At 62.3% G+C, this 22,855-nt stretch carries 21 protein-coding genes and 1 pseudogene; 10 read left to right on the top strand and 12 right to left on the bottom strand.

The features are described from left to right. Positions 1-105: 105 nt before the first annotated feature. On the bottom strand, positions 106-702 hold the full coding sequence (hisB, locus tag C0456_RS02115) for an imidazoleglycerol-phosphate dehydratase HisB (protein ID WP_291047771.1): 597 nt from the start codon (positions 700-702) through the stop codon (positions 106-108). Positions 703-823: 121 nt separating this feature from the next. On the opposite strand from hisB, the gene C0456_RS02110 reads away from it, so the two are divergent. Continuing rightward, positions 824-2,596, top strand: coding sequence for a bifunctional diguanylate cyclase/phosphodiesterase (locus C0456_RS02110; protein ID WP_291047770.1), 1,773 nt, complete (start codon positions 824-826; stop codon positions 2,594-2,596). Here C0456_RS02110 and C0456_RS02105 read toward each other — a convergent pair. The 4 genes and pseudogenes from C0456_RS02105 to C0456_RS02090 all read right to left on the bottom strand — a co-directional run. Beyond that, entirely contained in the window at positions 2,578-3,096 is a 519-nt protein-coding gene (locus tag C0456_RS02105) for a GNAT family N-acetyltransferase (protein ID WP_291047768.1), read from the bottom strand. The two genes, C0456_RS02110 and C0456_RS02105, sit on opposite strands and share 19 nt — an antisense overlap. After that, the gene (locus C0456_RS02100; RefSeq protein WP_291047767.1) at positions 3,093-3,527 is read right to left on the bottom strand and encodes a nuclear transport factor 2 family protein; all 435 of its coding nucleotides are present in this window, start codon (positions 3,525-3,527) and stop codon (positions 3,093-3,095) included. The genes C0456_RS02105 and C0456_RS02100 overlap by 4 nt, the downstream gene beginning before the upstream one ends. Before the next feature lie 4 nt (positions 3,528-3,531). Continuing rightward, positions 3,532-3,960 carry a hypothetical protein gene (locus C0456_RS02095; RefSeq protein WP_291047766.1) on the bottom strand — a complete coding sequence of 143 codons (429 nt, stop codon included), beginning with the start codon at positions 3,958-3,960 and terminating at the stop codon, positions 3,532-3,534. 87 nt (positions 3,961-4,047) lie between these two features. Continuing rightward, a pseudogene (locus tag C0456_RS02090) lies at positions 4,048-4,179 on the bottom strand (CoA ester lyase); the annotation flags it as partial. A gap of 81 nt (positions 4,180-4,260) precedes the next feature. Between C0456_RS02090 and C0456_RS02085 the strand changes: the two are divergent. Further along, positions 4,261-5,433, top strand: coding sequence for a hypothetical protein (locus C0456_RS02085; RefSeq protein WP_291047764.1), 1,173 nt, complete (start codon positions 4,261-4,263; stop codon positions 5,431-5,433). 24 nt (positions 5,434-5,457) lie between these two features. Here the strand turns inward: C0456_RS02085 and C0456_RS02080 are convergent, their stop codons facing one another. Then, positions 5,458-6,513 (bottom strand): CoA ester lyase, encoded by a 1,056-nt coding sequence (locus C0456_RS02080; RefSeq protein WP_291047762.1) that lies wholly within the window; start codon positions 6,511-6,513, stop codon positions 5,458-5,460. A gap of 125 nt (positions 6,514-6,638) precedes the next feature. Here C0456_RS02080 and C0456_RS02075 point away from each other — a divergent pair, with 125 nt between their 5' ends. Further along, entirely contained in the window at positions 6,639-6,809 is a 171-nt protein-coding gene (locus tag C0456_RS02075; protein ID WP_291047761.1) for a YqaE/Pmp3 family membrane protein, read from the top strand. Between the two features lie 3 nt (positions 6,810-6,812). On the opposite strand, the gene C0456_RS02070 is transcribed toward C0456_RS02075, so the two are convergent. Together C0456_RS02070 and C0456_RS02065 are read right to left on the bottom strand one after the other, a co-directional pair. Continuing rightward, the gene (locus C0456_RS02070) at positions 6,813-7,742 is read right to left on the bottom strand and encodes a tyrosine recombinase (RefSeq protein ID WP_291047760.1); all 930 of its coding nucleotides are present in this window, start codon (positions 7,740-7,742) and stop codon (positions 6,813-6,815) included. Positions 7,743-7,783: 41 nt separating this feature from the next. Beyond that, positions 7,784-7,921: a hypothetical protein gene (locus tag C0456_RS02065; protein ID WP_157532757.1), complete on the bottom strand. Its 138-nt coding sequence runs from the start codon at positions 7,919-7,921 to the stop codon at positions 7,784-7,786. Between the two features lie 105 nt (positions 7,922-8,026). On the opposite strand from C0456_RS02065, the gene C0456_RS02060 reads away from it, so the two are divergent. From C0456_RS02060 to C0456_RS02050, 3 genes are read left to right on the top strand one after another with little or no spacing between them, the layout of a single operon-like run. Beyond that, entirely contained in the window at positions 8,027-8,587 is a 561-nt protein-coding gene (locus C0456_RS02060; RefSeq protein WP_291047754.1) for a shikimate kinase, read from the top strand. Further along, complete coding sequence (aroB, locus tag C0456_RS02055; RefSeq protein WP_291047753.1) at positions 8,584-9,714, top strand: 3-dehydroquinate synthase; 1,131 nt, start codon at positions 8,584-8,586, stop codon at positions 9,712-9,714. The genes C0456_RS02060 and aroB overlap by 4 nt, the downstream gene beginning before the upstream one ends. A gap of 18 nt (positions 9,715-9,732) precedes the next feature. Continuing rightward, complete coding sequence (locus tag C0456_RS02050; protein ID WP_291047752.1) at positions 9,733-11,007, top strand: HlyC/CorC family transporter; 1,275 nt, start codon at positions 9,733-9,735, stop codon at positions 11,005-11,007. A gap of 8 nt (positions 11,008-11,015) precedes the next feature. Here the strand turns inward: C0456_RS02050 and C0456_RS02045 are convergent, their stop codons facing one another. Continuing rightward, positions 11,016-11,297 carry a BolA family transcriptional regulator gene (locus C0456_RS02045; protein WP_291047751.1) on the bottom strand — a complete coding sequence of 94 codons (282 nt, stop codon included), beginning with the start codon at positions 11,295-11,297 and terminating at the stop codon, positions 11,016-11,018. Between the two features lie 82 nt (positions 11,298-11,379). Here C0456_RS02045 and C0456_RS02040 point away from each other — a divergent pair, with 82 nt between their 5' ends. Together C0456_RS02040 and C0456_RS02035 are read left to right on the top strand one after the other, a co-directional pair. Continuing rightward, a complete protein-coding gene (locus C0456_RS02040; protein WP_291047750.1) occupies positions 11,380-11,952 on the top strand; it encodes a J domain-containing protein in 573 nt (190 codons plus the stop codon). Positions 11,953-12,129: 177 nt separating this feature from the next. Then, complete coding sequence (locus C0456_RS02035; protein WP_291047748.1) at positions 12,130-13,119, top strand: complex I NDUFA9 subunit family protein; 990 nt, start codon at positions 12,130-12,132, stop codon at positions 13,117-13,119. 3 nt (positions 13,120-13,122) lie between these two features. Here the strand turns inward: C0456_RS02035 and C0456_RS02030 are convergent, their stop codons facing one another. Further along, positions 13,123-13,980: an undecaprenyl-diphosphate phosphatase gene (locus tag C0456_RS02030; protein ID WP_291047746.1), complete on the bottom strand. Its 858-nt coding sequence runs from the start codon at positions 13,978-13,980 to the stop codon at positions 13,123-13,125. 237 nt (positions 13,981-14,217) lie between these two features. Between C0456_RS02030 and C0456_RS02025 the strand changes: the two genes are divergently transcribed. After that, positions 14,218-15,663, top strand: coding sequence for an NAD(P)-dependent oxidoreductase (locus C0456_RS02025; protein WP_291047744.1), 1,446 nt, complete (start codon positions 14,218-14,220; stop codon positions 15,661-15,663). A 5-nt stretch (positions 15,664-15,668) separates the two neighbouring features. Continuing rightward, positions 15,669-20,210, top strand: a complete 4,542-nt coding sequence (gltB, locus tag C0456_RS02020; RefSeq protein WP_291047742.1) for a glutamate synthase large subunit — start codon at positions 15,669-15,671, stop codon at positions 20,208-20,210. A gap of 24 nt (positions 20,211-20,234) precedes the next feature. Here the strand turns inward: gltB and C0456_RS02015 are convergent, their stop codons facing one another. Next, positions 20,235-21,002 (bottom strand): DUF4349 domain-containing protein, encoded by a 768-nt coding sequence (locus tag C0456_RS02015; RefSeq protein WP_291047740.1) that lies wholly within the window; start codon positions 21,000-21,002, stop codon positions 20,235-20,237. A gap of 221 nt (positions 21,003-21,223) precedes the next feature. Then, positions 21,224-22,771, bottom strand: a complete 1,548-nt coding sequence (locus tag C0456_RS02010) for an acyl-CoA carboxylase subunit beta (protein ID WP_291047739.1) — start codon at positions 22,769-22,771, stop codon at positions 21,224-21,226. Positions 22,772-22,855 lie beyond the last annotated feature (84 nt).

The raw sequence follows: 22,855 nt of genomic DNA, 5'->3' as shown, positions 1-22,855 counted from the left end.
CGGCGCCTGCGCGCGCGACCGGATGCCTGCTCTCGTCGAAACAAGCACCTCAGCGCGCGTCGCTTAGATCACGCCCGCAATATGTCCATGCATGGTAGGCATGGACTACAAACTGCCCTTGGTGCTGGCAGGCTTGCCGCCAAGGCGCGGGTCTACCGTGATTGCCTTGCGCAGGGCGCGGGCGGTGGCCTTGAAGCAGCTTTCGGCGATGTGGTGGTTGTTCTCGCCATAGATGTTCTCGATGTGCAGGCACATGCCGCCATTGCCCGCCAGGGCATGGAAGAACTCCTTGAAGAGTTCGGTGTCCATCTCGCCGATCTTGTCGCGGCGGAAGTCGACCTTCCAGACCAGATAGGGCCGCTTGCACAGGTCGATCGAGGCGCGGGTCAGCGTCTCGTCCATCGGGATATAGGCATGGCCAAAGCGCGTGATGCCGCCAAAATCGCCGAGGGCTTTTGAAATCGCCTGGCCGATGACGATGCCGGTGTCCTCGACCGAGTGGTGGAAGTCTATGTGGGTGTCGCCCTTGCAGCGTACTTTCAGGTCGATCAGCGAGTGGCGCGCCAGGCTGTCCAGCATGTGATCGAAAAAGCCGATTCCCGTCTCGATGTCGGCCTTGCCGGTGCCATCGAGGTTAACAGAAACCGAGATATCGGTTTCCTTTGTGCTGCGGGTGACGTCTGCGGTGCGGGTCTGGGTCATGGAAGGCCATATAAACTGCCGGAGGCGCTACAGCTAGCGCATCAATGTTCACGGATTCCTAAACATCTATAGGGCAGTTTCTGCGGGAATTACTGAGTGGGCACCCGTGGCGGGCAATGGATTGAAGCAGGCAAGCCTCATCGGCCGTTTGACCGGCAGCCTCACCATTCCGGCATTTGCCGGGATCGCGGGCGGGGTTTTATCCATTTTCCTGTTCGTCCTCATCGTTGCGATTGAGGTGATTTTCCGCACAAGAGGCGAGAATACGCCGGTGGGCTTCTCGGTGCCTGTGCCAGTCATCATCGCCATGCTGCTGTTCACGATCATCACATCGGCCAGCGTCTGCTACCTGCTGGCGCGGCCTCTGCAGGACGTGTTCCTGCGCTTTACCGCTTACATGTTGTCGACCCGCGGGGATGTAGACGCAGACCTCTACTCCCTGCAGTTTCCGGAGCTGCGGCGCCTGCGCGTGGCCACCACGCGCACGGTGCGCAAGCTGAAACGGGAGAATGACTACCTTCGCAAGATCGCCTATCGCGACAGCCGCACCGGCCTGCCTAATGCCATCGCCGCGGAGAAACGCATCGGGGAACTCCTCCCCAGCGCCAGCTTCGAGCGGCCGGCTGCTTTCATTCTCCTGGATATCGACCGGTTTGCGCATCTGGTGGAACAGGTGGGGGCAGGGCATGGCGACATGATGATCCATGCCGCCGCCCAGCGGATTTCCAAGGCGCTGAGCGATGTGCCCGATCCTTCCGCCTCGGCGCTGCGCGGCTCCATGCTGGCGGCGCTGACGGCAGATCAGTTCACCCTGTTCATGCCGAATGCCGGCAGCCGTGAACATGTGATCGCAATTGCCCGCGCCATCCGCAATGCCTTCAATGAGCCGTTCACGATCCTTGGCCGCCCGGTCACCATGTCGCTCTCGGGCGGGATCGTGATGGCGCCGGAAGACGCCGATTCGCCGCAGAAGCTGATGCAGAATGCCAAGCTCGCTTTGCGCCTTGTACGGAACGAATCCCAGTCTGGCTTCCGCTTCTTCACCCCGCGCCTCACCCGCATCGTGCAGGGGCGCTACCGGTTTGAGGCAGAGCTGCGCGACGCGGTGGAGAACCGCGAGTTCAAGGCTGTGTTCCAGCCGAAGATCGATTTTGCCACGGGCCGGATTGTCGGCGCCGAGGCGCTGGCGCGCTGGCGGCGCTCGAATGGCAAGCTGATCTCGCCGGCTGCGTTCATTCCGGTGGCGGAGGAAGCTGGCCTGATCGAAGAGATCGGCAAGCAGATCCTCGAAGCGGCCTGTGAAGCGGCGCGTACCTGGGAACTTGAGGGCCATGACGTGACTGTCGCCGTCAACGTCTCGCCCAGCCAGTTCCAGCGCAATGACCTGACCGAAACCGTGATGGGCGCGCTGCGCCGCTCCGGCCTTCATCCCCGGCGGCTGGAGCTGGAGATCACCGAAAGCATGGCGGTGTCTGATCCGGCGCGCGTGGCCGAATTCATCTCGCCGCTGCGGGCGATGGGCACCAAACTCGCCATCGATGATTTCGGCACCGGCCACTCAAACCTCGCCACGCTGACCCAGCTGCCCTTCGATGTGTTCAAGATCGACCGGCAGTTTGTCTCCGCGCTGGAGACAGACCGTCAGGCCCCGGCGATTGTCGAGATGATCCTGGCGATGGCCGAAACGCTGGGGCTGAAAACGGTGGCTGAAGGCGTGGAGACGACCAAGCAGGCAGACTTCCTGCGGCGGCGCGGATGCACCATGGCGCAGGGCTTCCTCTACAGCCCCGGCCTGCCGGACCAGGCCTTCCTCGAACTTCTGCGCGCGTGGAAGCCGCTGGGCGCCAATGACGAGACCGGCAGCCCCGAAGCCTTTCAGGCCCCGCGCCGGTAGGTGTAGACGGTCACCCCGCCCAGCAGGGTTTCGCCGGTATGGGTGTAGCCGAGCTTTTCTGCCACGCGCCTTGATCCGGAATTGTCCGGTTCGATCACACAGCAGCTGCTGGTGAACTCTGTTCCGTCCAGCCAGTCATGGATCGCGCGGACGGCTTCGGTGGCAAAGCCCTTGCCCCAGGCCTGCGGCCCGAAGGCCCAGCCTGCCTCCGGCCCCCAGATGAGATCCCTTGGCAAGCCGCGCTCGAAATCGGCAAAGCCGGCTTCGCCGAGATAGGCGCCGGTCGCCTTGTCGGTGACCACCCAGTAGCCGAAGCCTTTCATCTCCCAGAGGCCAATGCCGCGCAGCAGGCCAAACCAGGCATCCTGACGCGAGCGCGGCTTGCCGCCGATAAAACGGGTAACCTCGTCAGAGCCCCACATGGCAGCCGAGGCGTCAATGTCACGGGGCTCGGCGGCTCTCAGTACCAGACGCCCGGTCTCAAGCACAGGCGCCTTCATGCACCCGCTTTCATCTTCGCCAGCATCGCGCCCATCGCGGCGTGAACCATCTGGATGGCCTTCAGTGGGCGGACCATCACCTTGAAATCCGTGATCTGGCCCTCGGTGTTCCATTCCATCATATCCACGCCGTTGACGAGGATGCCGTCCATCATCGTCTCGAATTCCAGAACGGCGCGGTCGCCGCAATCGAACACGCGGGTGTAGCGGAAGCTGTCATTGCCCAGCGTCTCGCCGGCGGCGAGCAAATAGGCCATGGTGATGGCCTTGCCCTCCTGCGGCGTGTGGACGACGGGGCTTTTGAAGACCACGCTTTCGGCGAGGATCTTCGCGAGGCCTTGTGCAGAATGGTCGGTCAGCATCCAGTCCAACCAGGCCTGCGTGTTGGGAGACCAGCCGCTCAGGGCAATCGTGTGACCGGAACCCGTCATCGCGCTACTCTCCCACCATCGGTTCTGCGATCAGATAGTCTGTCGGGGGGTCGAAACAGGCCCCTTTCACAACGACGAACCCAGCCGGAAAGTCCGGCTCGGTGAAGATCAGGTCCATCCGGCCCCAGCTATAGGTTATTCCGCCATTCACCGGGTCGGCCATCGCGCCGGGGCAGGGGCCTTCGGTGGCGGCATCCGGATCGATCCAGATGCCAGCAAAATAGCCGCGGCCCTCGCTGACCCCCGCCAGGCCGGGAAAGATACCCAGCAGGCGCTCGCCGCTCTCGCCCGGAAAGGAGAGGACCGCTTCACCCGTCTCAAGGTCAGCCTCATAGACAATCTCGCCCACGGGCGTCGTCCAGACTTCATCGGCCTGAGCGTGTCCTGAAATGACCAGGATTGTTCCGAAAAGTCCCGCGAGTGTCCTCAACATGGCATGCTCCTGTCTGCTCCTGACCCGTCTGGGCAGGGTTTGTCAGGGTGAAGCTATGCGTCTCTGCGGCGTTTGGCGAGGGCCAATTCAGCCCGCATAGGCGGCGGCAAGGTCGGGGTCTTTCGCGGCCACCAGATCGGCCAGATCGGAGATCACCTTGGCCTGTTTCCAGGTGGCGTCGTCCTGCATCTTGCCGTCGATCATGGCAACGCCGGTGCCGCTTGACTCCCATCGCGCGGAGTTGCGCAACTCGCGATTGCGTCTAGTTTAGCGATATGACCTTTCGGACTGGGGGAAAGCATGGGCGTGGAGCTGGGCGAATCCGTTTGCTTGGAGATACACGCTGCAGTTTGTGCGGAAATGCGAAAACTGGAGTATCGTCGGGCGGATTTTCCCAACCTGACAAGTGACAGTAGCGGCAAACGCATGGACGCCGTGTTTGGCGGACGCGGTGTAGGTCGAGTAAACCTTCCGAGCGCATTGAAGCGTTTTGTGAAACAGAATTTCCCTAGCTTCAAATTTGTTGAGGCCGACTCGAATGAGCATCGCTTCCGGCTGATCATTGCGCCGGAAGTTGAACTCGATCTGGAGTTCGAGCGCATCCATCATTTCGGCATGGGGAAGACCTATACCGTTTGGATCCGTTTGAGGTGCCCCAATGCGCCACGGAGCTGGTCAAAATTCAATTTGGTCCAGTTTTTCGATCGGAGGCGCATGGACTGGTGCTACGGCACGAAGGAGGAGCTCGAAGCCTGCTTGCAGGAGACCAAAACGCTCCTGATGGCTTGCTTGCCCACCCTTGAACAATATGTGCGCGATGCAGCAAATGGTGCATGGGCTTCATCATCCCTAGTAAAACAGTCAGAGGGCAAATTCGGCTTTCATGACGCCGCGCGCGCAGCCTCGGCAGCTTTGTCGCCTGTCTATCCACAATTCAGCAGAATCTACGATGCGCACTTTGGGAAGCCCATCGGCGACTGGTCAGCATCGAGAGTCAAGCACCCCAATGTCGAGCGGTGGTCATTCCGTTTTGCAGACGACATCTCCGAACGCGAAATGCATGTCGATGTTTCGGAGTCTGGCCTTTTGTTCTTTGCTTTGGGCGATATGTTACATGTTCTCGAAGTAGACCATTACCGTCATGCGAGACCACGCCCTTATCCGGACGAGCTTTTGGCCATGCCTCCATCGACAGGTTCAAAAGACGTTTCCGGTCAACTTGAACCAAGACACTGGGAAAAGTTCACCACCACTGAATCGCTAATGGGCATTGCAGACGCCAACGGCGGCTCAGACTTCATCGCCAAGTACAAGAACCATTTTCTGAGCATTCGACTATCTGACTTCCAAACCAGAGAGTTGGGCTTAACGTGGAGAGTGGTGCTCCGACCCATGGATGCGGAGGAGACCTTTGTTTGTGAGGTTCTGGCTTCTGATGGCAGGATCATCAAAGCGGAAGTGACAACGAATTGAGTCGGCTTGATCTCGTCTTCCTAGTCAGCCCGCATAGGCGGCGGCAAGGTCGGGGTCTTTCGCGGCCACCAGATCGGCCAGATCGGAGATCACCTTGGCCTGTTTCCAGGTGGCGTCATCCTGCATCTTGCCGTCGATCATGGCAACGCCGGTGCCATCAGGCATGGCGGCGAGGATCTTGCGGGCGAATTTCACCTCATCCGGATCGGGGCTGAAGACGCGCTTGGCGATCGCGATCTGGTTGGGGTGCAGGCTCCAGGTGCCCGCGCAACCGAGCAGGAAGGCGTTGCGGAACTGCTGCTCGCAGGCATCAAGGTCGGCAATATCGCCGAAGGGGCCGTAGAAGGCGTTGATTCCGGCCATGCGGCAGGCGTCTACGAGGCGGGCGAGGGTGTAGTGCCAGGGGTCCTGCTGGGCGCTCATCCGGGGGGTGCCGTCTGCTTTGGGGTCCTCGATCACGCGGTAGAAGGGGTGCCCGCCGCCGACGCGGGTGGTCTTCATCTTGCGGCTGGCGGCAAGGTCTGCCGGGCCAAGGCTGATGCCCTGCATCCGGGGAGAGGCGAGGGCGATCTCCTCGACGCGGGCGACGCCTTCGGCGGTTTCAAGGATGGCATGGAAGAGGATGGGGCGTTTCAGTCCCGCCTTGGCCTCTAGTTGCGCCACATACTGGTCAGCAAAATGGATGTCCCATGGGCCTTCGACCTTGGGAAGCATGATCACGTCCAGCTGGTGGCCGGCCTTCAGGACAAGCTCGGACACATCCTCCTGGAACCAGGGGGAATTGAGACAGTTCACGCGGCTCCAGAAGCCGGTGCCCTTGCCCTGCCAGTCATACATGTTGGCCATCTCGATGGCCCCGGCGCGGGCCGCGTCCTTGGCATCGGCCGGGATCGCGTCTTCCAGATTTGCCAGCATCACGTCCACGGTCGGCGCCATTTCGGGCACCTTGGCACGCACCTTGTCCAGATGCGGCGGGACGAAATGGATCATCCGCTCGAGTTTCACCGGCAGGTCGCGGTAAGGCTCCGGGGCGCCGATGGCGAGCGGCTTGAAGAAATTGCGCGGCGTTTTCTGGCTCATCTGGGGCTCCCTCTTGCCGGGCAAGGATTAAGGGCGGTGCTGCACCGCGTCAAACCGGCCGGGTGTGACGGAACGCCCGGCAGTCTGGCGCGTTGGGTCATCACACCACACGGAAAGGTATTCCCATGTCGCTGTTGATGATCCTGCTGACGATTTTCCTGCCGCCGGTTGCGGTTCTGCTCAAGGAAGGCCTTGGCCTGCAATTCCTGCTGAACGTGCTGCTGACGCTGATCGGCTGGCTGCCCGGCGTGATTCACGCCTTCTGGGTCAATACGCGCGGCTCGGCGATCGCCTGACGCTTACCGGCGGCTGCGGCCTGCCACTGCCATGGGGTGAGCGGTTTCCAGCAGTTCGGCGAGTTCATCGGTCAGGACGTGGGTATAGATCTGCGTCGTGGAGATGTCGGCGTGACCGAGAAGGGTCTGCACAACCCGGAGGTCCGCCCCGCCCTGCAGCAGATGGGTCGCGTACGCATGGCGCAGGGCGTGGGGGTAGACCCGCTCTGACCTTATTCCTGCTTTTGTGGCGAGTTCTTCCAGCATCTGCCCCAGGCGGCGGCGGGTGAGATGGCCTTCCTTGCCGCGCGAGGGAAAGACGAAACCCTCCGCCTTGCTGCGCAGCAGGGGGTTATCCGGCAGGCTTGCCTCACGCACATCCAGCCATTCGGCCAGCGCGATGAGGGCGGCGCGGCCCAGCGGGCACAGCCGGTCCTTGCCGCCCTTGCCGCGGATGATGATATCCGCGCTCATCCATTGGCCGGCCTTGCGGCGGGGCAGGTTTCCCACCCGCAGCGTCACGAGTTCGGAAGCGCGCAGGCCCGCGCCATAGAGCAGTTCGACCAGGCATTTGAGGCGTTTATCCGGTTCGCAGGCGGCGATCAGCCGGGTAACCTCCTCGCGGGAGAGCACATCGGGCACTTCCCGTTCGGGGGAGGGGCCGTCGAGGCGGGCGGTGGGGTCGTCCTTCCGGTCGCCTTCCTGGAAGAGAAAGCGGAAAAACCGGCGCACAGCCGACAGTTTCCGGGCCTGCGTGGAGGGCGCCATCCCGCGCGCGGCGAGGTCTGCCAGCCAGTTCGACAGGTCTGCCGAGGAGGCGGTGACGAGGCGCAGGCCGCAGAATTCGGACGCGTCCAGCAGGTCACGGCCATAGGCATCGAGCGTGTTGGGGCTTGCGCCCCGCTCGGCCGACATCATTTCGAGAAAAGCGCCAATACGCGAACGGTCATCCATCCGCCAACGCTAGGGAAACGCGGTTAAGGGGGCGTTTCAGCCTATTCGAGGGCGCCTTCAACAGGTATGCGGATTTCGCCTTCTGGCGGCGCGTTCTTGACGGCACGCTGACCTAGCCACCACATACCCCCGGCAATGGCGACTGCTAGAATAACGAACAGGATAAGATATTTGCGCATGAAACCGGCCCAGAAAACGAGTGTGGCAGGGCGAATCTGCCTGCCGATTGCGCCGTCTATGTGGCACCACTAGGACATATGCGCAACGCCGGGTAATACGAACAGATGCCTTCCGACTCAGACCCTTCAAGTACGCAGCTGCCCTTCCACGGGCGCACGATTGCGCTTGTCGGTCTGATGGGCGCGGGCAAATCCACTGTCGGGCGGCGCCTTGCCGACAAGCTGGGCCGGGATTTCTACGATAGCGACCATGAAATCGAGAAGGCAGCCGGCCTGTCGATTTCAGACATCTTTGCCAAACATGGCGAGGCCGACTTCCGCCGCGGCGAGAAACAGGTGATCCGCCGCCTGCTGGACCTGCCCCCGCACGTGCTGGCGACCGGAGGCGGGGCCTATCTGGATCCCGACACCCGCGCCATCCTGCGCGAGCGGGCGATCACCGTCTGGCTGAATGCCGATCTCGAAACGCTCTGGCGCCGCGTCCAGAAGCGCGACACCCGCCCGCTGCTGCAGCGGGCCGATGCCAAAGATCATCTCGCCCATCTCGTGATGGAACGCGAGCCCTTCTATTCACAGGCCGATCTGGTCGTCCATTCCAAGGACGGCCCTCATACGCATACCGTCAATGCGATCCTGAAAGCCCTTCAGACCTGGAAACCGAAATGAACACTCCTTCTTCGCTGGAAACGGTGCGTGTCGACCTGGGCGCGCGGGCGTATGATATTCTGGTGGGCCATGGCGCGCTGGCCGAACTTGGGCCCCGGCTCTCCGTGATGCTGAAACGGCCCCGCGCCTTCGTGCTGACGGATGATACCGTGATGCGTCACCATAAGGGCGCCCTTGAGGCGGCGGTGAAGACGGCCGGGATACAGCTCGACTGGTGCAGCCTGCCGCCGGGCGAAAAGACCAAGAGCTTTTCCAATCTTGAAGGCGTGCTCGACTGGCTGCTCGCGGGCGGGGCGGACCGGGGCGATACGCTGATCGCCTTCGGCGGCGGCGTGATCGGAGACATGGGCGGGCTGGCCGCCAGCCTGATGAAGCGCGGCATGGGGTTCGTGCAGGTGCCCACCACATTGCTAGCGCAGGTGGATTCGTCCGTAGGCGGAAAGACTGCCGTGAACACGCCGCGCGGCAAGAACCTGATCGGCGCCTTCTATCAGCCGCGCCTCGTGATCGCAGATACGGGCCTGCTCGCCACCCTGCCGGAGCGGGAACTGAAAGCGGGCTATGCCGAGATCGTCAAATACGGCCTGATCAATGACGCGCCTTTCTTCAACTGGCTGGCAGAGCATGGCCAGAAGGTTCTGGCGCTGAAGCCGGAAGCGGCGCGCTATGCGGTTTCGCGCTCCTGCGCGGCGAAGGCGGCGATCGTGGTGGAAGACGAAACCGAAACTGGCGTGCGCCAGCTGCTCAATCTTGGCCACACGTTTGGTCATGCCTTCGAAGCGGCAAATGAATACCGCGAAGACCTGCTGCACGGCGAAGCCGTCGCGCTCGGCATGGCGCTTGCCTTCCGCTATGGCGCGTCGAGCGGCATTACACCGCCTGCGGACGCTGCGCGCGTAAAGGAGGTTCTGGGCGCTTCGGGCCTGCCGGTTTCGCTGGAAGGGTTTGACCGGGCGCGCTTTACGGCAAGCCGCCTCGCCACGCTGATGCAGCAGGACAAGAAGGCGCGCGCCGGCCGTGTCCCGCTGATTCTCGCGCGCGGGATCGGGGCAGCCTATGTCCATCCGGATGCTGATCTTGCCTCAGTTGAACGCTTTCTCGCCACCGAACTCTCCGAATCCACCTGACAGGAGCTGGGCCTTACAATGATTGCCGGATATGCCATTGCCATCATCATTCTGCTGATGATATCGGCATTCTTCTCTGGATCGGAAACGGCGCTGACGGCGGCCTCGCGCGCCCGGATGCACGCGCTGGAGAAAGACGGCGACAAGCGGGCCCGGACGGTGAACAAGCTGCTCGCGAACCGCGAGAATTTCATCGGCGCCATCCTGCTCGGAAACAATGTCGTCAATATTCTGGCATCGGTTCTGGCGACCTCGATGTTCACCGCGCTCTTCGGGCATGGGGGCCTTGCGCTTGCCGTCGCGACGGCCGTGATGACCATACTCGTGCTGATTTTTTCCGAAGTAATGCCGAAGACTTATGCCATCACGCGCCCGGATTCGGTGGCGCTGAACGTGGCTCGCCCCATTTCTCTGGTCGTGAAGTCAGCCTCCTGGATCATCAGGGTCATCCAGATGATCGTCAACGGCGTGCTCCGTCTTGCCGGCGTTGGGGCGGCCGCAAGCCCGCTCTCGGCTGAAGACGAAATTCGCGGAGCCATTGATCTGCATGCGGCCGAAGGCGGCGTGGGCAAGGACGATCATCTCCGCCTCGTCGGCGCGCTCGACCTGAAGGATCTCACCGTCGAAGACGTGATGATCCACCGCAAGAACATCTACATGCTGGACGCAGACCTTGAGCCGCGCCAGTTGATCATGAAGGCGCTGTCGAGCCCGCATACCCGCCTGCCGCTCTATCGCGGCGAGAAGGAAGAGATCATCGGCATTCTCCATGCCAAGGACCTGCTGCGCGCGGCGCTGCCGCTCGGCGGGGACGTTTCCAAGCTCGACCTTGATTCCATCCTGCGCAAACCCTGGTTCGTCCCGGAGACGACGCCGGTGCAGGAACAGCTCAGCCAGTTCCTGTCGCGCGGCCAGCATTTCGCTCTCGTTATCGATGAGTATGGCGAACTGCAGGGCCTGATCACGCTGGAAGACATTCTCGAGGAGATCGTGGGCGCCATCCATGATGAGCATGATGTGCAGGTGCAGGGCGTGCGTCCGCAGCCCGACGGCTCGGTCAATGTCGATGGCTGGGTGCCGATCCGCGATCTCAACCGCGCCACTGGCTGGGATCTTCCCGATGAGGAAGCCGTGACGGTTGCCGGCCTTGTGATCCATGAAGCCCAGACGATCCCCGAGCCCGGCCAGAGCTTCGTGTTCCATGGCTACCGGTTCAATGTTCTGCGCCGGCAGCGCAATCAGGTCACCGGGGTCAATGTCTCGCGCGCGGTGGCGGAGATCGAGGTAGACTGAAGGATCGGCTAACTCGCCTCGGGCGCGCGTGCCTTCAGGGCGAGGGCATGCAGGCCGGTATCGAACTCCTGTTGTAGCACCATCATCACGGCGCGCTGAACCTGCACACGGGAGAGGCCGGCAAAAGCCTCGGCAACAATTTCAACAGAGTAATGCGTCTCTCCGCCCGGTGCGGCGCCGGCATGGCCTGCATGCTTGTGGCTGTCGTCAGTCACGCTCAGCGAGACAGGCTCGAAGGCAGCGTTGAGCGCTGCCTCAATCCGCGTTTGTCTGTCGTTTGGTTGTGGCATGTTTAACCGGCGCTCCCTATTATGTGGCCCCATGTCAGACGGCGAACCGTTCAGATACCGAGTGAAGTTCACGGATATACGCGTGAAGCCGCCCGCCGACGAGACGTCGCGCGCACGGGCCAAGCGTACGCGCGTGTGCGAGGAGCCCGGCTGCGACCTGGAAGGTTCCCATCCGGCGCCGCGTCCGGGCGGCAGGGGGCGCCACTGGTTCTGCGAGGCCCATGCAGCGGCCTACAATCGCAGCTTCAATTTCTTTGAAGGTATGACGGAGGCTGAGGCAGCCGCTTTCCTGCGCGCCGAGCAGTATGGGCACAAGCGCACCTGGCGCATGGGCGCCGGGCCGCTGGGAGGGCGCAAGGCAACCGATCCGCATGATCCGCGCCGCTGGGCGGGCCGCAGTTTCTTCGACATGGACGATACCCCGGCGGGTGAAGAGCGGTTGCATACGCACCGCTCAAGCCTGCAGATCCGCGCGCTCAGGGAACTCGATCTGGAAACAGACGCGACGCCGGCGCAGATCCGCGCGCGCTATGCCGAATATGTGCGCCGGTTCCACCCGGATTCCAACAAGGGCGACCGGTCCAGCGAACACAAGCTCGACCGGGTTCTGCGCGCGGGCAAGCTGCTCAAGGCCTCCGGCCTGATGAAAGGCTGAAGCGCGCGCCTTTCTACACCGGATCGAAAGCGGACGCTGTATAGTGGGTTGGATGCCTGCGCTCCAGGAACGCAGCGGGCGTCATGGACGCATGGACATCGGCGCCGCAAAATGGTGAAAGGCGCGAAGAACAGCTGAATCGGGGCGGCATCCGCGCCCAAACAGGAAGACAGGACAATGAGCAAAGGCTTGGTGACTCTGGTTGGCGGCTCGGGCTTCATTGGGCGGTATGCCGCGCGTGTGCTGGTAGAGAAGGGGTGGCGTGTCCGCGTTGCCTGCCGCCGGGTGCATACTGCGATTGATGTACGCCTTGCCGGCCCTCCAGGCTGGGTCGATGTGGTTCAGGCCAATATCCGCGACCGGGCCTCGCTTGAGCGCGCGCTGGATGGCGCAGATGCGGTGGTAAACCTCGTCGGTATCCTGTTTGAACACGCCCGCCAGACCTTCCAGGGCGAACAGGCTGATGGCGCCGGGCTGCTGGCCGAAGTCGCCAGGGAAAAAGGCATTGCCCGCTTCGTGCAGGTCTCAGCCATCGGCGCCGATGCCGGTTCGCGCTCGCCCTATGGCCGCAGCAAGGCGGCGGCCGAAGAGGCGGTGCGCGAGGCTATTCCCTCGGCCGTAATCCTGCGGCCTTCCATCGTGTTCGGCCCGGAAGACAAGTTCTTCAACCGCTTTGCCAATATGGCGCGGTTTGCGCCGCTGATGCCGGCGATCGGCGGGGGCAAGACGAAGTTCCAGCCGGTTTATGCCGGGGATGTGGCCACCGCAATTGCAGAAGCGGTGGAGCGGGAAGATGCAGCGGGCAAGACCTTCGAACTCGGCGGCCCGCGAAGCTACAGCTTTAACGAGCTTTACGACATCATTCTGAAGACGGTGGACCGGCCGCGCTTCAAGATTCCCCTGCCTTTCTTTGTGGTGCGCCCCCTTGCGTACATCACGGGCGCAGTTTGGCGGTTCGTGCCGCCATTTTCCTGGGGTTTCTTCGGTGATCCGCCGTTGACCGGCTCACAGGTCGAGCTGCTGACGAAAGACAATGTTGTGGCTGAAGGGGCGCTGGGCATCAGCGATCTCGGCGTCACGCAGCTGGAATCGGTCGAAGCGATTGTGCCGTCTTACCTGTGGCGCTTCCGCCCCTATGGCGAGTTCCACAAGGCGCGAGAAGCCTGAGGCTTAGCCGATTGCTCCAGCTACGATAGGGGAGGTGGCCAACAGCGCGATCCCCAGTGCAAAGCGATAGAGCACAAAGGGCATGAAGCTCATCTTGCGGACCAGCGTCATGAGCAGGCCGATGGATGCATAGCCCGAGACAAAGGCGATGGCCGCAACGATCAGGCCGTCGGTAATCGTGGCGCCCTCGCCGCCGGGCGGCGCGCTGGCAAGTCCCATAAGCCCGTAGAGGCTGACGGCGGCAAGGATCGGCGCCCCGATCAGCATGGCAAAGCGGGCGGCCTCGACACGCTCATATCCAAGTGCACGGGCCGTGGTCATGGTGATGCCCGAGCGGCTGGTGCCGGGGATGATGACGGCAATGAGCTGGCTGGCGCCAATCAGGAACGCGTCCCGAAGGGTCATGTCGCCTTCCGAGCGGGACTGCCCGCCGCGCGCATCAGCCCACCAGAGGAGCGCGCCGAAAAAGATGGTAGAGGCGGCAACAGCATAAACGCTGCGCAGGGCCGTCCAGAGGGATTCCGGGGCAATGCTCTCATAGATCACGGCACCGACAAGGGCGAACGGGGTGGCGATAATGATGCACAAGGCAAGGCGCCCGCCCGCCGACAGGGGCCGTTTGGTAACCGGGGCGCCCACAAGCTCGAACCCGCCCAGGATGGCGGCGCCGACATCCTTACGGAAATAGAGCAGCATGGCGATCAGGGTGCCGGCATTTGACGCGGCATTGATCAGCAATTCATCCCGGCCCACCAGCCCCATGAAATCGGACGCCAGCAGGACATGCGCCGAGGAGGAAATCGGCAGCCATTCGGTTAGGCCCTGGACGACCGCGATCAGGAAGAGCTGAAGAAACGACATGCCGCCGGGTACCATTCAAATCATTGAGACATTGCTACCGCCATTTCATAAGGAAGAAGAGGATAAAAAATATATATCAATAAGATATATTACGGCGCGGAACCGCTCTCAAAGATACCGCGATCCTAAAAAAACGCAGACATAAAATATCATTGTGATATTTACTGGCCAATGTGCCGCTTGCTCGCGGAAAATTGCCGCTTATAGAGATCGCTCCAGTAATTTCGGGGCAAGCCTATGGCCGAGCGTATGCTGCAATTCACCAAGGTTTCCCGGGCCATGCCCGAGAAGCGGAGCGCCAGGGAGCGCGCGGCGGACTTTCGTGAGATATACGGAGAGTTCTCGCCGGATGCCGCCAAGGCGCAGGCAAGCCGCTGCTCGCAATGCGGCGTGCCCTTCTGCCAACAGGGCTGCCCGCTGCAGAACAATATTCCCGACTGGTTGAAGCTGGCAGCGGAAGGCCGGCTGGAAGAGGCCTGGCGGGTTTCGTCCGCCACCAACAACATGCCCGAAATCTGTGGCCGTATCTGCCCGCAGGATCGCCTCTGCGAGGGCATCTGCACGATTGAACAATCTGGCCATGGCACAGTGACGATCGGCTCGGTGGAGAAATACATCACGGACACCGCCTGGGCCGAAGGCTGGATCCAGCCGATCAAGCCGCCGCGCGAACGCAGCCAGTCGGCCGGTATCATCGGCGCAGGACCCGGCGGCCTTGCCGCTGCTGAACAGCTGCGCCGCAAGGGCTATCAGGTCACTGTCTATGACGGTTATGATCGGGGCGGTGGCCTGCTGATCTATGGCATTCCGGGCTTCAAGCTGGAAAAGGATGTGGTGGAGCGCCGTATCCGGCACTTGGAAGCTTCCGGTGTGGTCTTCCGGTTCAACACGCGCGTTGGCGGCGATGTGTCCCTGGCCGATCTGCGCAGCCAGCATGATACCGTGCTCATCGCCACCGGCGTTTATGCCGCCAAGGATCTGAAATGTCCCGGGAGCGGATCGGAAGGCGTTCTGCCCGCGCTCGATTATCTCACCGCGTCCAACAGGGTCAGCCTAGGCGATACGGTTGAGGCTTATGAAAGCGGCGCGCTGAACGCCGAGGGTAAGCGTGTGGTTGTCATCGGGGGCGGTGACACGGCGATGGACTGTGTGCGGACGGCTATCCGCCAGGGCGCAAAGTCTGTCACCTGCCTTTATCGCCGCGACCGTGCCAATATGCCGGGTTCGCAGCGCGAAGTTCAGAATGCAGAAGAGGAGGGGGTTGTCTTCGAATGGCTCGCCAATCCTGAGGCCATCATCGACACCAAGGGCGGCAAGGTCAAAGCGGTGCGGGCTAGCCGGATGAAGCTGGGCGAGCCTGATGCGTCGGGCCGCCAGTCGCCGGTGAAGACGGGCGAAACCTTCGATGTGAAGGCAGATATGGTGATCAAGGCGCTCGGCTTTGATCCGGAAGACCTGCCGGCGCTGTTCAACGAGCCCTCGCTGACAGTGAACCGCTGGGGCGCGGTGCGGGTGGATTATGCAACCATGGAAACCAGCCTGCCGGGCGTTTACGCGGCAGGCGATATCGTGCGCGGCGCTTCGCTGGTCGTCTGGGCGATCAAGGATGGCCGCGACGCAGCAGAAGCAATGCACAAGGCAATGAGAGCGGCCGAGCAGGCTGCAAGAGTGGCGGCGGAGTAAGTCAGATGTCGGATTATGTGACAAAGTATCAGCAGAACCGCCAGCGTCTCATCGATGCCGGAGCGTACAATCCTGAGGACGAGCGGGACGCTTGCGGCGTCGGCCTCGTCGTGGCGCTTGATGGCAAGCCGCGCCGCGAGATTGTCGAGATGGGAATCAGCGCGCTCAAGAATGTATGGCACCGGGGCGCCGTCGACGCCGATGGCAAAACCGGGGACGGAGCCGGCATCCGCCTTGACGTCCCACAGGACTTTTTCCGCGAACATGTAAGCCGTACCGGTCACAGCCCGACCGATGACCGGATCTGCGTGGGCCAGATTTTCATGCCGCGCACGGATTTTGGCGCGCAGGAAGCAGCCCGCACGCTGGTTGAACGGGAAGTGCTGCATTTCGGCTTCTACATCTATGGCTGGCGCCAGCCGCCGGTTGATGTGTCCGTAATCGGACAGAAAGCCAAAGACACGCGCCCTGCCATCGAGCAGATCATGTTCCGTGATGCGCGCGGCCGCTCTCCCGAGGAGCTTGAGCGGGCGCTTTACATCTGCCGCCGGCGGATTGAGCGGCGGGCCCGCGAAGCGGCGATCCCGTCATTCTATATCTGCTCGCTCAGCCACAAATCGCTGATCTACAAGGGCATGTTCCTGGCTCAGGACATCGACAATTTCTATCTTGATCTGCGCGACGAACGGTTCGTCTCGGCTTTTGCTATCTATCACCAGCGTTATTCGACCAACACATTTCCCCAATGGGCGCTGGCTCAACCTTTCCGCACGATCGCGCACAATGGCGAGATCAACACGCTGCGCGGCAACCGCAACTGGATGAAGAGCCACGAGATCCGCATGGTTTCCGAAACCTTCGGTGACCATACGCAGGATGTGAAGCCGGTGATCCCGGATGGCACATCGGACTCCGGCGCGCTGGACGCTGTGTGGGAGCTGCTCTGCAAGTCGGGCCGTCCGGCCCCGATGGCCAAGGCGATGCTCATCCCGGAAGCCTGGTCGAAGCGCGATTCGGTGATGCCGGTGGCGCACCGGGCGCTCTATGATTATTGCAACTCCGTCATGGAGCCATGGGACGGACCAGCCGCGATCGCCGCATATGACGGCCGCTGGGCGGTAGCCGGCCTTGACCGAAACGGTCTGCGGCCGCTGCGTTACGCTCTGACAACGGATGGTATTCTGGCGGTGGGCTCGGAAACCGGGATGTGCCCGCTCGGCAATCATGAGATCACGCGGCGAGGCTCCATCCCAGCCGGTGGCATGATCGCTGCCGACCTTGGCACCGGCAAATTCTACGATCATCGCGAGATTGTCGACTTCCTCGCGGCGCAGGCGCCCTATGAGGAATGGCTGCAAGCTGTGACAGAGCTGGAGCCGGAAATCGGCCCTGGCCCGGAGCCGGTTCTCTTCAACAAGGAAGAGTTGCTGCGCCGGGAAACGGCGGCCGGCTACACACTCGAAACGCTTGAGCTGATTCTTGCGCCGATGGCGGAAGGTGGCAAGGAAGCGATCGGATCGATGGGCGACGATACGGCGCCTGCCGTTCTGACGATGGCCTACCGGCCGATGAGCCATTTCTTCCGGCAGAATTTCAGCCAGGTGACCAACCCGCCGATCGACCCGCTGCGCGAAGGCCGGGTGATGAGCCTGCGCACGCGGTTCAAGAATCTCGGTAACGTTCTGGATACGGATAAATCTCAGCAGGAAGTGTTCGTGCTGGAAAGTCCGGTTCTGACGACCGGTATGTATGAGCGCCTTCTGGAGCGCCTCGGCCTTGGCACGGAAATCATCGACTGCACATTTGATGCCGCTGATGTGACCTCCGAAGGGGCAGCGCTCAAGGAAGCTCTTGAACGCATCCGCCGCGAGGCCGAAGAAGCAGTGCGGGCGGGCCGGGAGCATATCATTCTCACCGACGAGCACCAGTCGGCGAGCCGCATTGCCGTGCCGATGGTGCTGGCGACCGGAGCAGTTCATTCGCATCTGGTCGCCCAGGGGCTGCGGACTTTCTGTTCGATCACGGTGCGTTCCGCCGAATGTCTCGATACGCATTACTTTGCCGTTCTCGTCGGCGTCGGTGCAACCTGCGTCAACGCCTATCTGGCGCAGGATGCGATCGCGGATCGTCATGCGCGCGGCCTTTTGGGCGACATTTCCCTCGGCAAGGCGGTGCAGAACTTCAAGGAAGCCATCGAAGCGGGGCTCCTGAAGATCATCTCGAAGATGGGTATCTCGGTTATCTCCTCCTATCGCGGTGGGTATAATTTCGAAGCCCTTGGCCTCTCGCGCGCGCTGGTGGCTGACTATTTCCCCGGCATGTCGAGCCGGATTTCAGGCCTTGGCCTGGCGGGCCTTGAGGAGAATGCGCTCGTCCGTCATCAGAAGGCATTTGATGAAGATGTCATTTCGCTGCCCGTGGGCGGGTTCTACCGCCTGCGCGCGTCGGATGAACCTCATGCCCTTGATGGCAACCTGATCCACACGCTGCAGGCAGCCTGCGACCGCGGCGACTATTCGATCTACCGCAAGTACGTGGACGCCGTTCATGCGCGCGATCCGTTGCAGCTGCGGGATCTTCTGGACTTCAAGGCGGCCGGTCCGAAAGTGCCGCTCTCCCAGGTTCAGTCGATCAACGAGATCCGCAAGCGGTTTGTCACGCCCGGCATGTCGCTGGGCGCACTCTCTCCGGAAGCGCATGGTACGCTCAACGTCGCCATGAACCGCATCGGCGCAAAGTCCGTGTCCGGAGAGGGCGGGGAAGACCGCGCCCGTTACCGCCCACTGCCGAATGGCGACAATATGAACTCCGCCGTCAAGCAGATTGCTTCGGGGCGCTTCGGGGTTACGGCTGAGTATCTTAACGAGTGCCGTGAGATCGAGATCAAGGTGGCTCAGGGCGCCAAGCCCGGCGAAGGCGGCCAGCTGCCGGGCTTCAAGGTGACCGAGCTGATTGCGAAACTGCGCCATGCCACACCGGGCGTGACGCTGATTTCCCCGCCGCCTCACCATGACATCTACTCGATCGAAGACCTCGCGCAGCTGATCTACGATCTCAAGCAGATCAATCCGGATGCCCGGGTGTGCGTGAAACTCGTGGCGCAGTCCGGTGTCGGCACCGTGGCGGCGGGTGTTGCCAAGGCCAAGGCGGACATCATCCTGATCGCTGGCGGTGTAGGCGGCACAGGCGCCTCTCCGCAAACCTCGATCAAGTATGCGGGGCTGCCATGGGAGATCGGCCTGGCCGAAGCGCATCAGGTGCTCTCGCTCAATAACCTCCGCGAAAAGATCACCCTGCGGACAGATGGCGGTCTGCGCACGGGCCGGGATATCGTGATCGCCGCAATGCTGGGCGCCGAAGAATACGGCATCGGCACGGCTTCTCTCGTTGCGATGGGCTGCATCATGGTGCGCCAGTGCCATTCCAACACTTGCCCGGTCGGCGTGTGCACACAGGACGAAGCCCTGCGCGCGCACTTTACCGGCAATCCGGACAAGGTCGTCAACCTGATGAGCTTCATCGCCGAAGACGTGCGCGAGATCCTCGCCTCGCTCGGCTTGAAGTCTCTGGACGAAGCGATCGGGCGCACCGACCTGCTCAAGCAGGTCAGCCGCGGCGCGACGCACCTTGATGACCTCGACCTCAATCCGCTTCTGGTCCAGGTCGATACAGATAGCCCGGTCGTTTACAAGCCAAACCGCCGCGAGGCAGTTCCCGATACGCTCGACGCTCAGATCCTGCGCGACGCCGAGCCGTTCTTCGAGCGCGGCGAGAAGATGCAGCTGGAATATGGCGTGCAGAACACGATGCGGGCAATCGGCGCGCGGGCCAGCTCGCGCATCACCCGCAAGTTCGGCATGCATGCTCTTCCTGAAGGCCGTCTGCATATTCGCCTTGAGGGATCAGCCGGTCAGTCGCTCGGCGCGTTCAGCGTGCAGGGGCTTCTGCTGGAAGTGCTGGGGGACGCGAATGACTATGTCGGCAAGGGTCTTTCGGGGGCGAGCATCGTCGTGACTCCGCGCCCGCGTGACCGCCGCGCGGCGGTGGGCGACGCCATCATCGGCAACACCTGCCTTTACGGGGCCACCTCCGGCAAGCTGTTTGCGGCCGGCACGGCAGGCGTTCGCTTCGCTGTCCGCAATTCGGGCGCGAAGGCCGTGGTGGAAGGCTGCGGCGCCAATGGCTGCGAGTACATGACTGGCGGGCGAGCCGTTATCCTCGGGCCTGTTGGCGACAATTTCGGCGCCGGGATGACCGGGGGCGCTGCCTTTATCTGGGATCCGCAACAGCGGTTTGAGCGGGTGGCCAATCCGGACTCGATCGACTGGTATCCGCTGGCGGACATGCCGGAGGAATATATCGGCGAAACGAAAGCCTTGCTCGAAGAGCATGTGCGCCGGACCGGATCGGTGCGGGGCAAGGAACTGCTCGACGCCTGGGAGACGACCCTCAGCCAGATGCTGATGATCGTGCCCAAGGAAGTTGCCGGCATCCTGCTGGCCCGCAAGGGCGATGGCGCCAAGCGCAAGCAGGCAGAACGCGTCTGAAAGGTTGCCTGATCCGGAAACGGATCAGGCGCCCGGTTTCTTTCTCCGGATGCGGGGCCAGATCAGCCGCAACCAGATCCAGAGCAAGGCGCCCAGCAGCAGGAGCCAGGGCAGGCCGACCGCAAACGCTGTCACCACGGCGGCGATGGCGCTGGCGAGGTTGTAGAAGAAGTTGCCGAAGGCCTCGCCCAGCGGTTGAAGCGCGCCCTGGGACACCGGATTGATCTTGGTCTCGTAGCTGACGGAAAGCTGGCTCATATCCACCCTTTGGCGCAGGGCCGCGAGGGAGGATTTGAGAGAGTCAATCTCGCCATTGACCCGCGCCAGCTCCCGCTCCGTTTCCAGAAGCTCGCCCAGTTCGCCCGGCCGTTCGGCAAGGAGTTTCTGGAGCCGCTCCTGAAGTGTCTGCTGCGCCTTCAGGCGGGCGCCGGTGTCAATGATCGAGACGGTCAGGTCTTCGGCGGTCGTCTGGCGATTGGTGATCTCGCCCTTCGCAGCGATGGCTTCGGCCTCGACGCCCGAAAGAAATGTATCAATCCAGGCGGGCGTCGCCCGAAGGTTCAGCGAAGCGGAGGCTGAATCTTCCGAATAGGCATTGAGCCAGGAATTGGTCACAATACAGACGGAAGGCCCGGCCGCGTTGCAGGCGGCAATGTGCCCTTGCAGCGTGGGTTCAATGGCTTTCACTGGAAGGCGCATCCCGACACTGTGGGCATAGGCGATGTACTGCTCGGCCACGGGCGCGCCGCCACCGGCTGTGTCTCTGGCGGCCTCGTAAGACGGCTCCGCCATTTTCATCGTAATTTCGGCTGGCGCGGGGGCGCCGGGCGAAGAGTAGCTTCTGTCGCCCGGTGCGCCGCAAGCGGTCACCAGGACAAGCGGCAAAGCCGCAAGAGCAGATTTCCAAAGCATGAATGATGTCCCTCCCCGATCACCGGGTTCAAGGAGGCATCATCTCCCCGAAAATGGCAAGAGCATGCCCGAAGCGGGGTGGAATCGGGAAGCGCGTCAGGTCAGGGGCGGAAACCGGTCCGGGTCTCGCCGGCTTCCAAGACGCGCTGGGCATGCTGCACGAAGTCAACCAGCAGAGGGCGGGTCTCGCGCGGATCGATGATTTCCTCCGCAAAGAAACTTTCCGCCGTCCGGAAGGGGGACCGGATGGCGTCGAACTTCTTGTAAAGCTGCGCCTTCAATGCTTCTGGATCGTCTGCTTCTGACAGCTCCTTGCGGAAGGCAGCTTCAATTCCGCCCGCCATCGGCAGGGAGCCCCAATCGCCGCTTGGCCAGCAATAGCGCCATTTGGTTCTGGACTGGTTCATCATGGCAGATCCGGCGAGCCCATAGGCCTTGCGGATGACCACCGAGCAGACAGGCACGCTGGCTTGATAAACTGCCGTCATGGCGCGCACGCCTGCGCGGGTGACGCCGGCCGTTTCCGCCTTTACGCCCACGGCGAAGCCGGGACAGTCCACGAAGTGAATGACAGGGAGGTGGAAGGTTGAGCAAAGGTCTATATGGCGGGTGACCTTGTCACACACATCTGCCGTCCAGGCGCCGTCCAGGAAAAAGGGGTCGCCCGCCATGATGCCCACGGCGTGCCCGTCAATCCGGGCAAGACCGGTGACGATGCCGCGGCCCCAATAGGAGCCGATCTCGAAAAAGCTGCCCTTGTCGGCCACGGCCTCAATGATGCGGCGTGGCTTGTAGGGGGTGCGGCCATCTTCCGGCACGATGGAGAGGAGGCTTTCTTCCTTTCGTTTCGGATCGTCTGCGGGCTGAACACGTTCAGGCAGGTGATGCACCGAAGGCGGGAGATAGGAGAGGAATTTCCGGGCTGCGATGAAAGCGTCGGCTTCGGTATCGACGACATTATCGACCGTGCCGTTCTGCCCCTGGATTTTCCAGCCGCCGAGCTCTTCCTTGGTAACATCTTCTCCCAGCGCAATCGCCACAGGCGGCCCAGCTACGAAAACCTGGCTGAGTTCCTTCACCATGACGCTGAAATGGCTCGCGGCGACGCGGCCCGCGCCCATGCCGGCGCACGGGCCGAGCGCCAGGGATACGAACGGCACTTGAGTCAGGCCGTGGACGATTTCGTTCCAGCCTGGCGTTTCGGGGATGTAGGTGCGGGGATCTTTCTCCAGCATCTTGACCGAACCGCCCCCGCCGGTGCCGTCGATCATCTGGACAAGCGGCATCCGGTATTCGGCGGCCATCTTTATGGCCTGAACCATCTTCTGCCAGATGGATGCATCCGCCGCGCCGCCCCGGACGGTGAAGTCATCGGCCAGAATAACCGTTGGACGGCCATCTAGCCGTGCCCGCCCCATCACGGAGTTGGAGGGCATGAAGCCCGCCAGCTCTTCGTCAGCGCCATAGCTCGCCTTGCCGGCGATCTTGCCGATTTCATGGAAACTGCCCGGATCGGCCAGGAAGGCGACCCGCTCCCGAACCGTGAGTTTGCCGCGTCCGCGCTGGCGCGAAACCGGCTCTTCTCCCCCCATCTCCTCGGCCAGGCGTTCCCGGCGGCGGAGTTCTTCAATCGCTTTTTGCCAACTCATGAAGTTTACCTGACCGATGTGCCGCAAGGCGCGTCAAGGGATTCTTCTTGCCGCGTCCCGTCCGGTTTGCTTTATCCGCTGCAG

Source organism: Hyphomonas sp. (assembly GCF_013823385.1).
In the GTDB taxonomy this organism is placed as follows: Bacteria; Pseudomonadota; Alphaproteobacteria; order Caulobacterales; family Hyphomonadaceae; genus Hyphomonas.
Note: the sequence above shows the minus strand (reverse complement) of the source record. Positions and strands in the feature narration are given on the sequence as shown.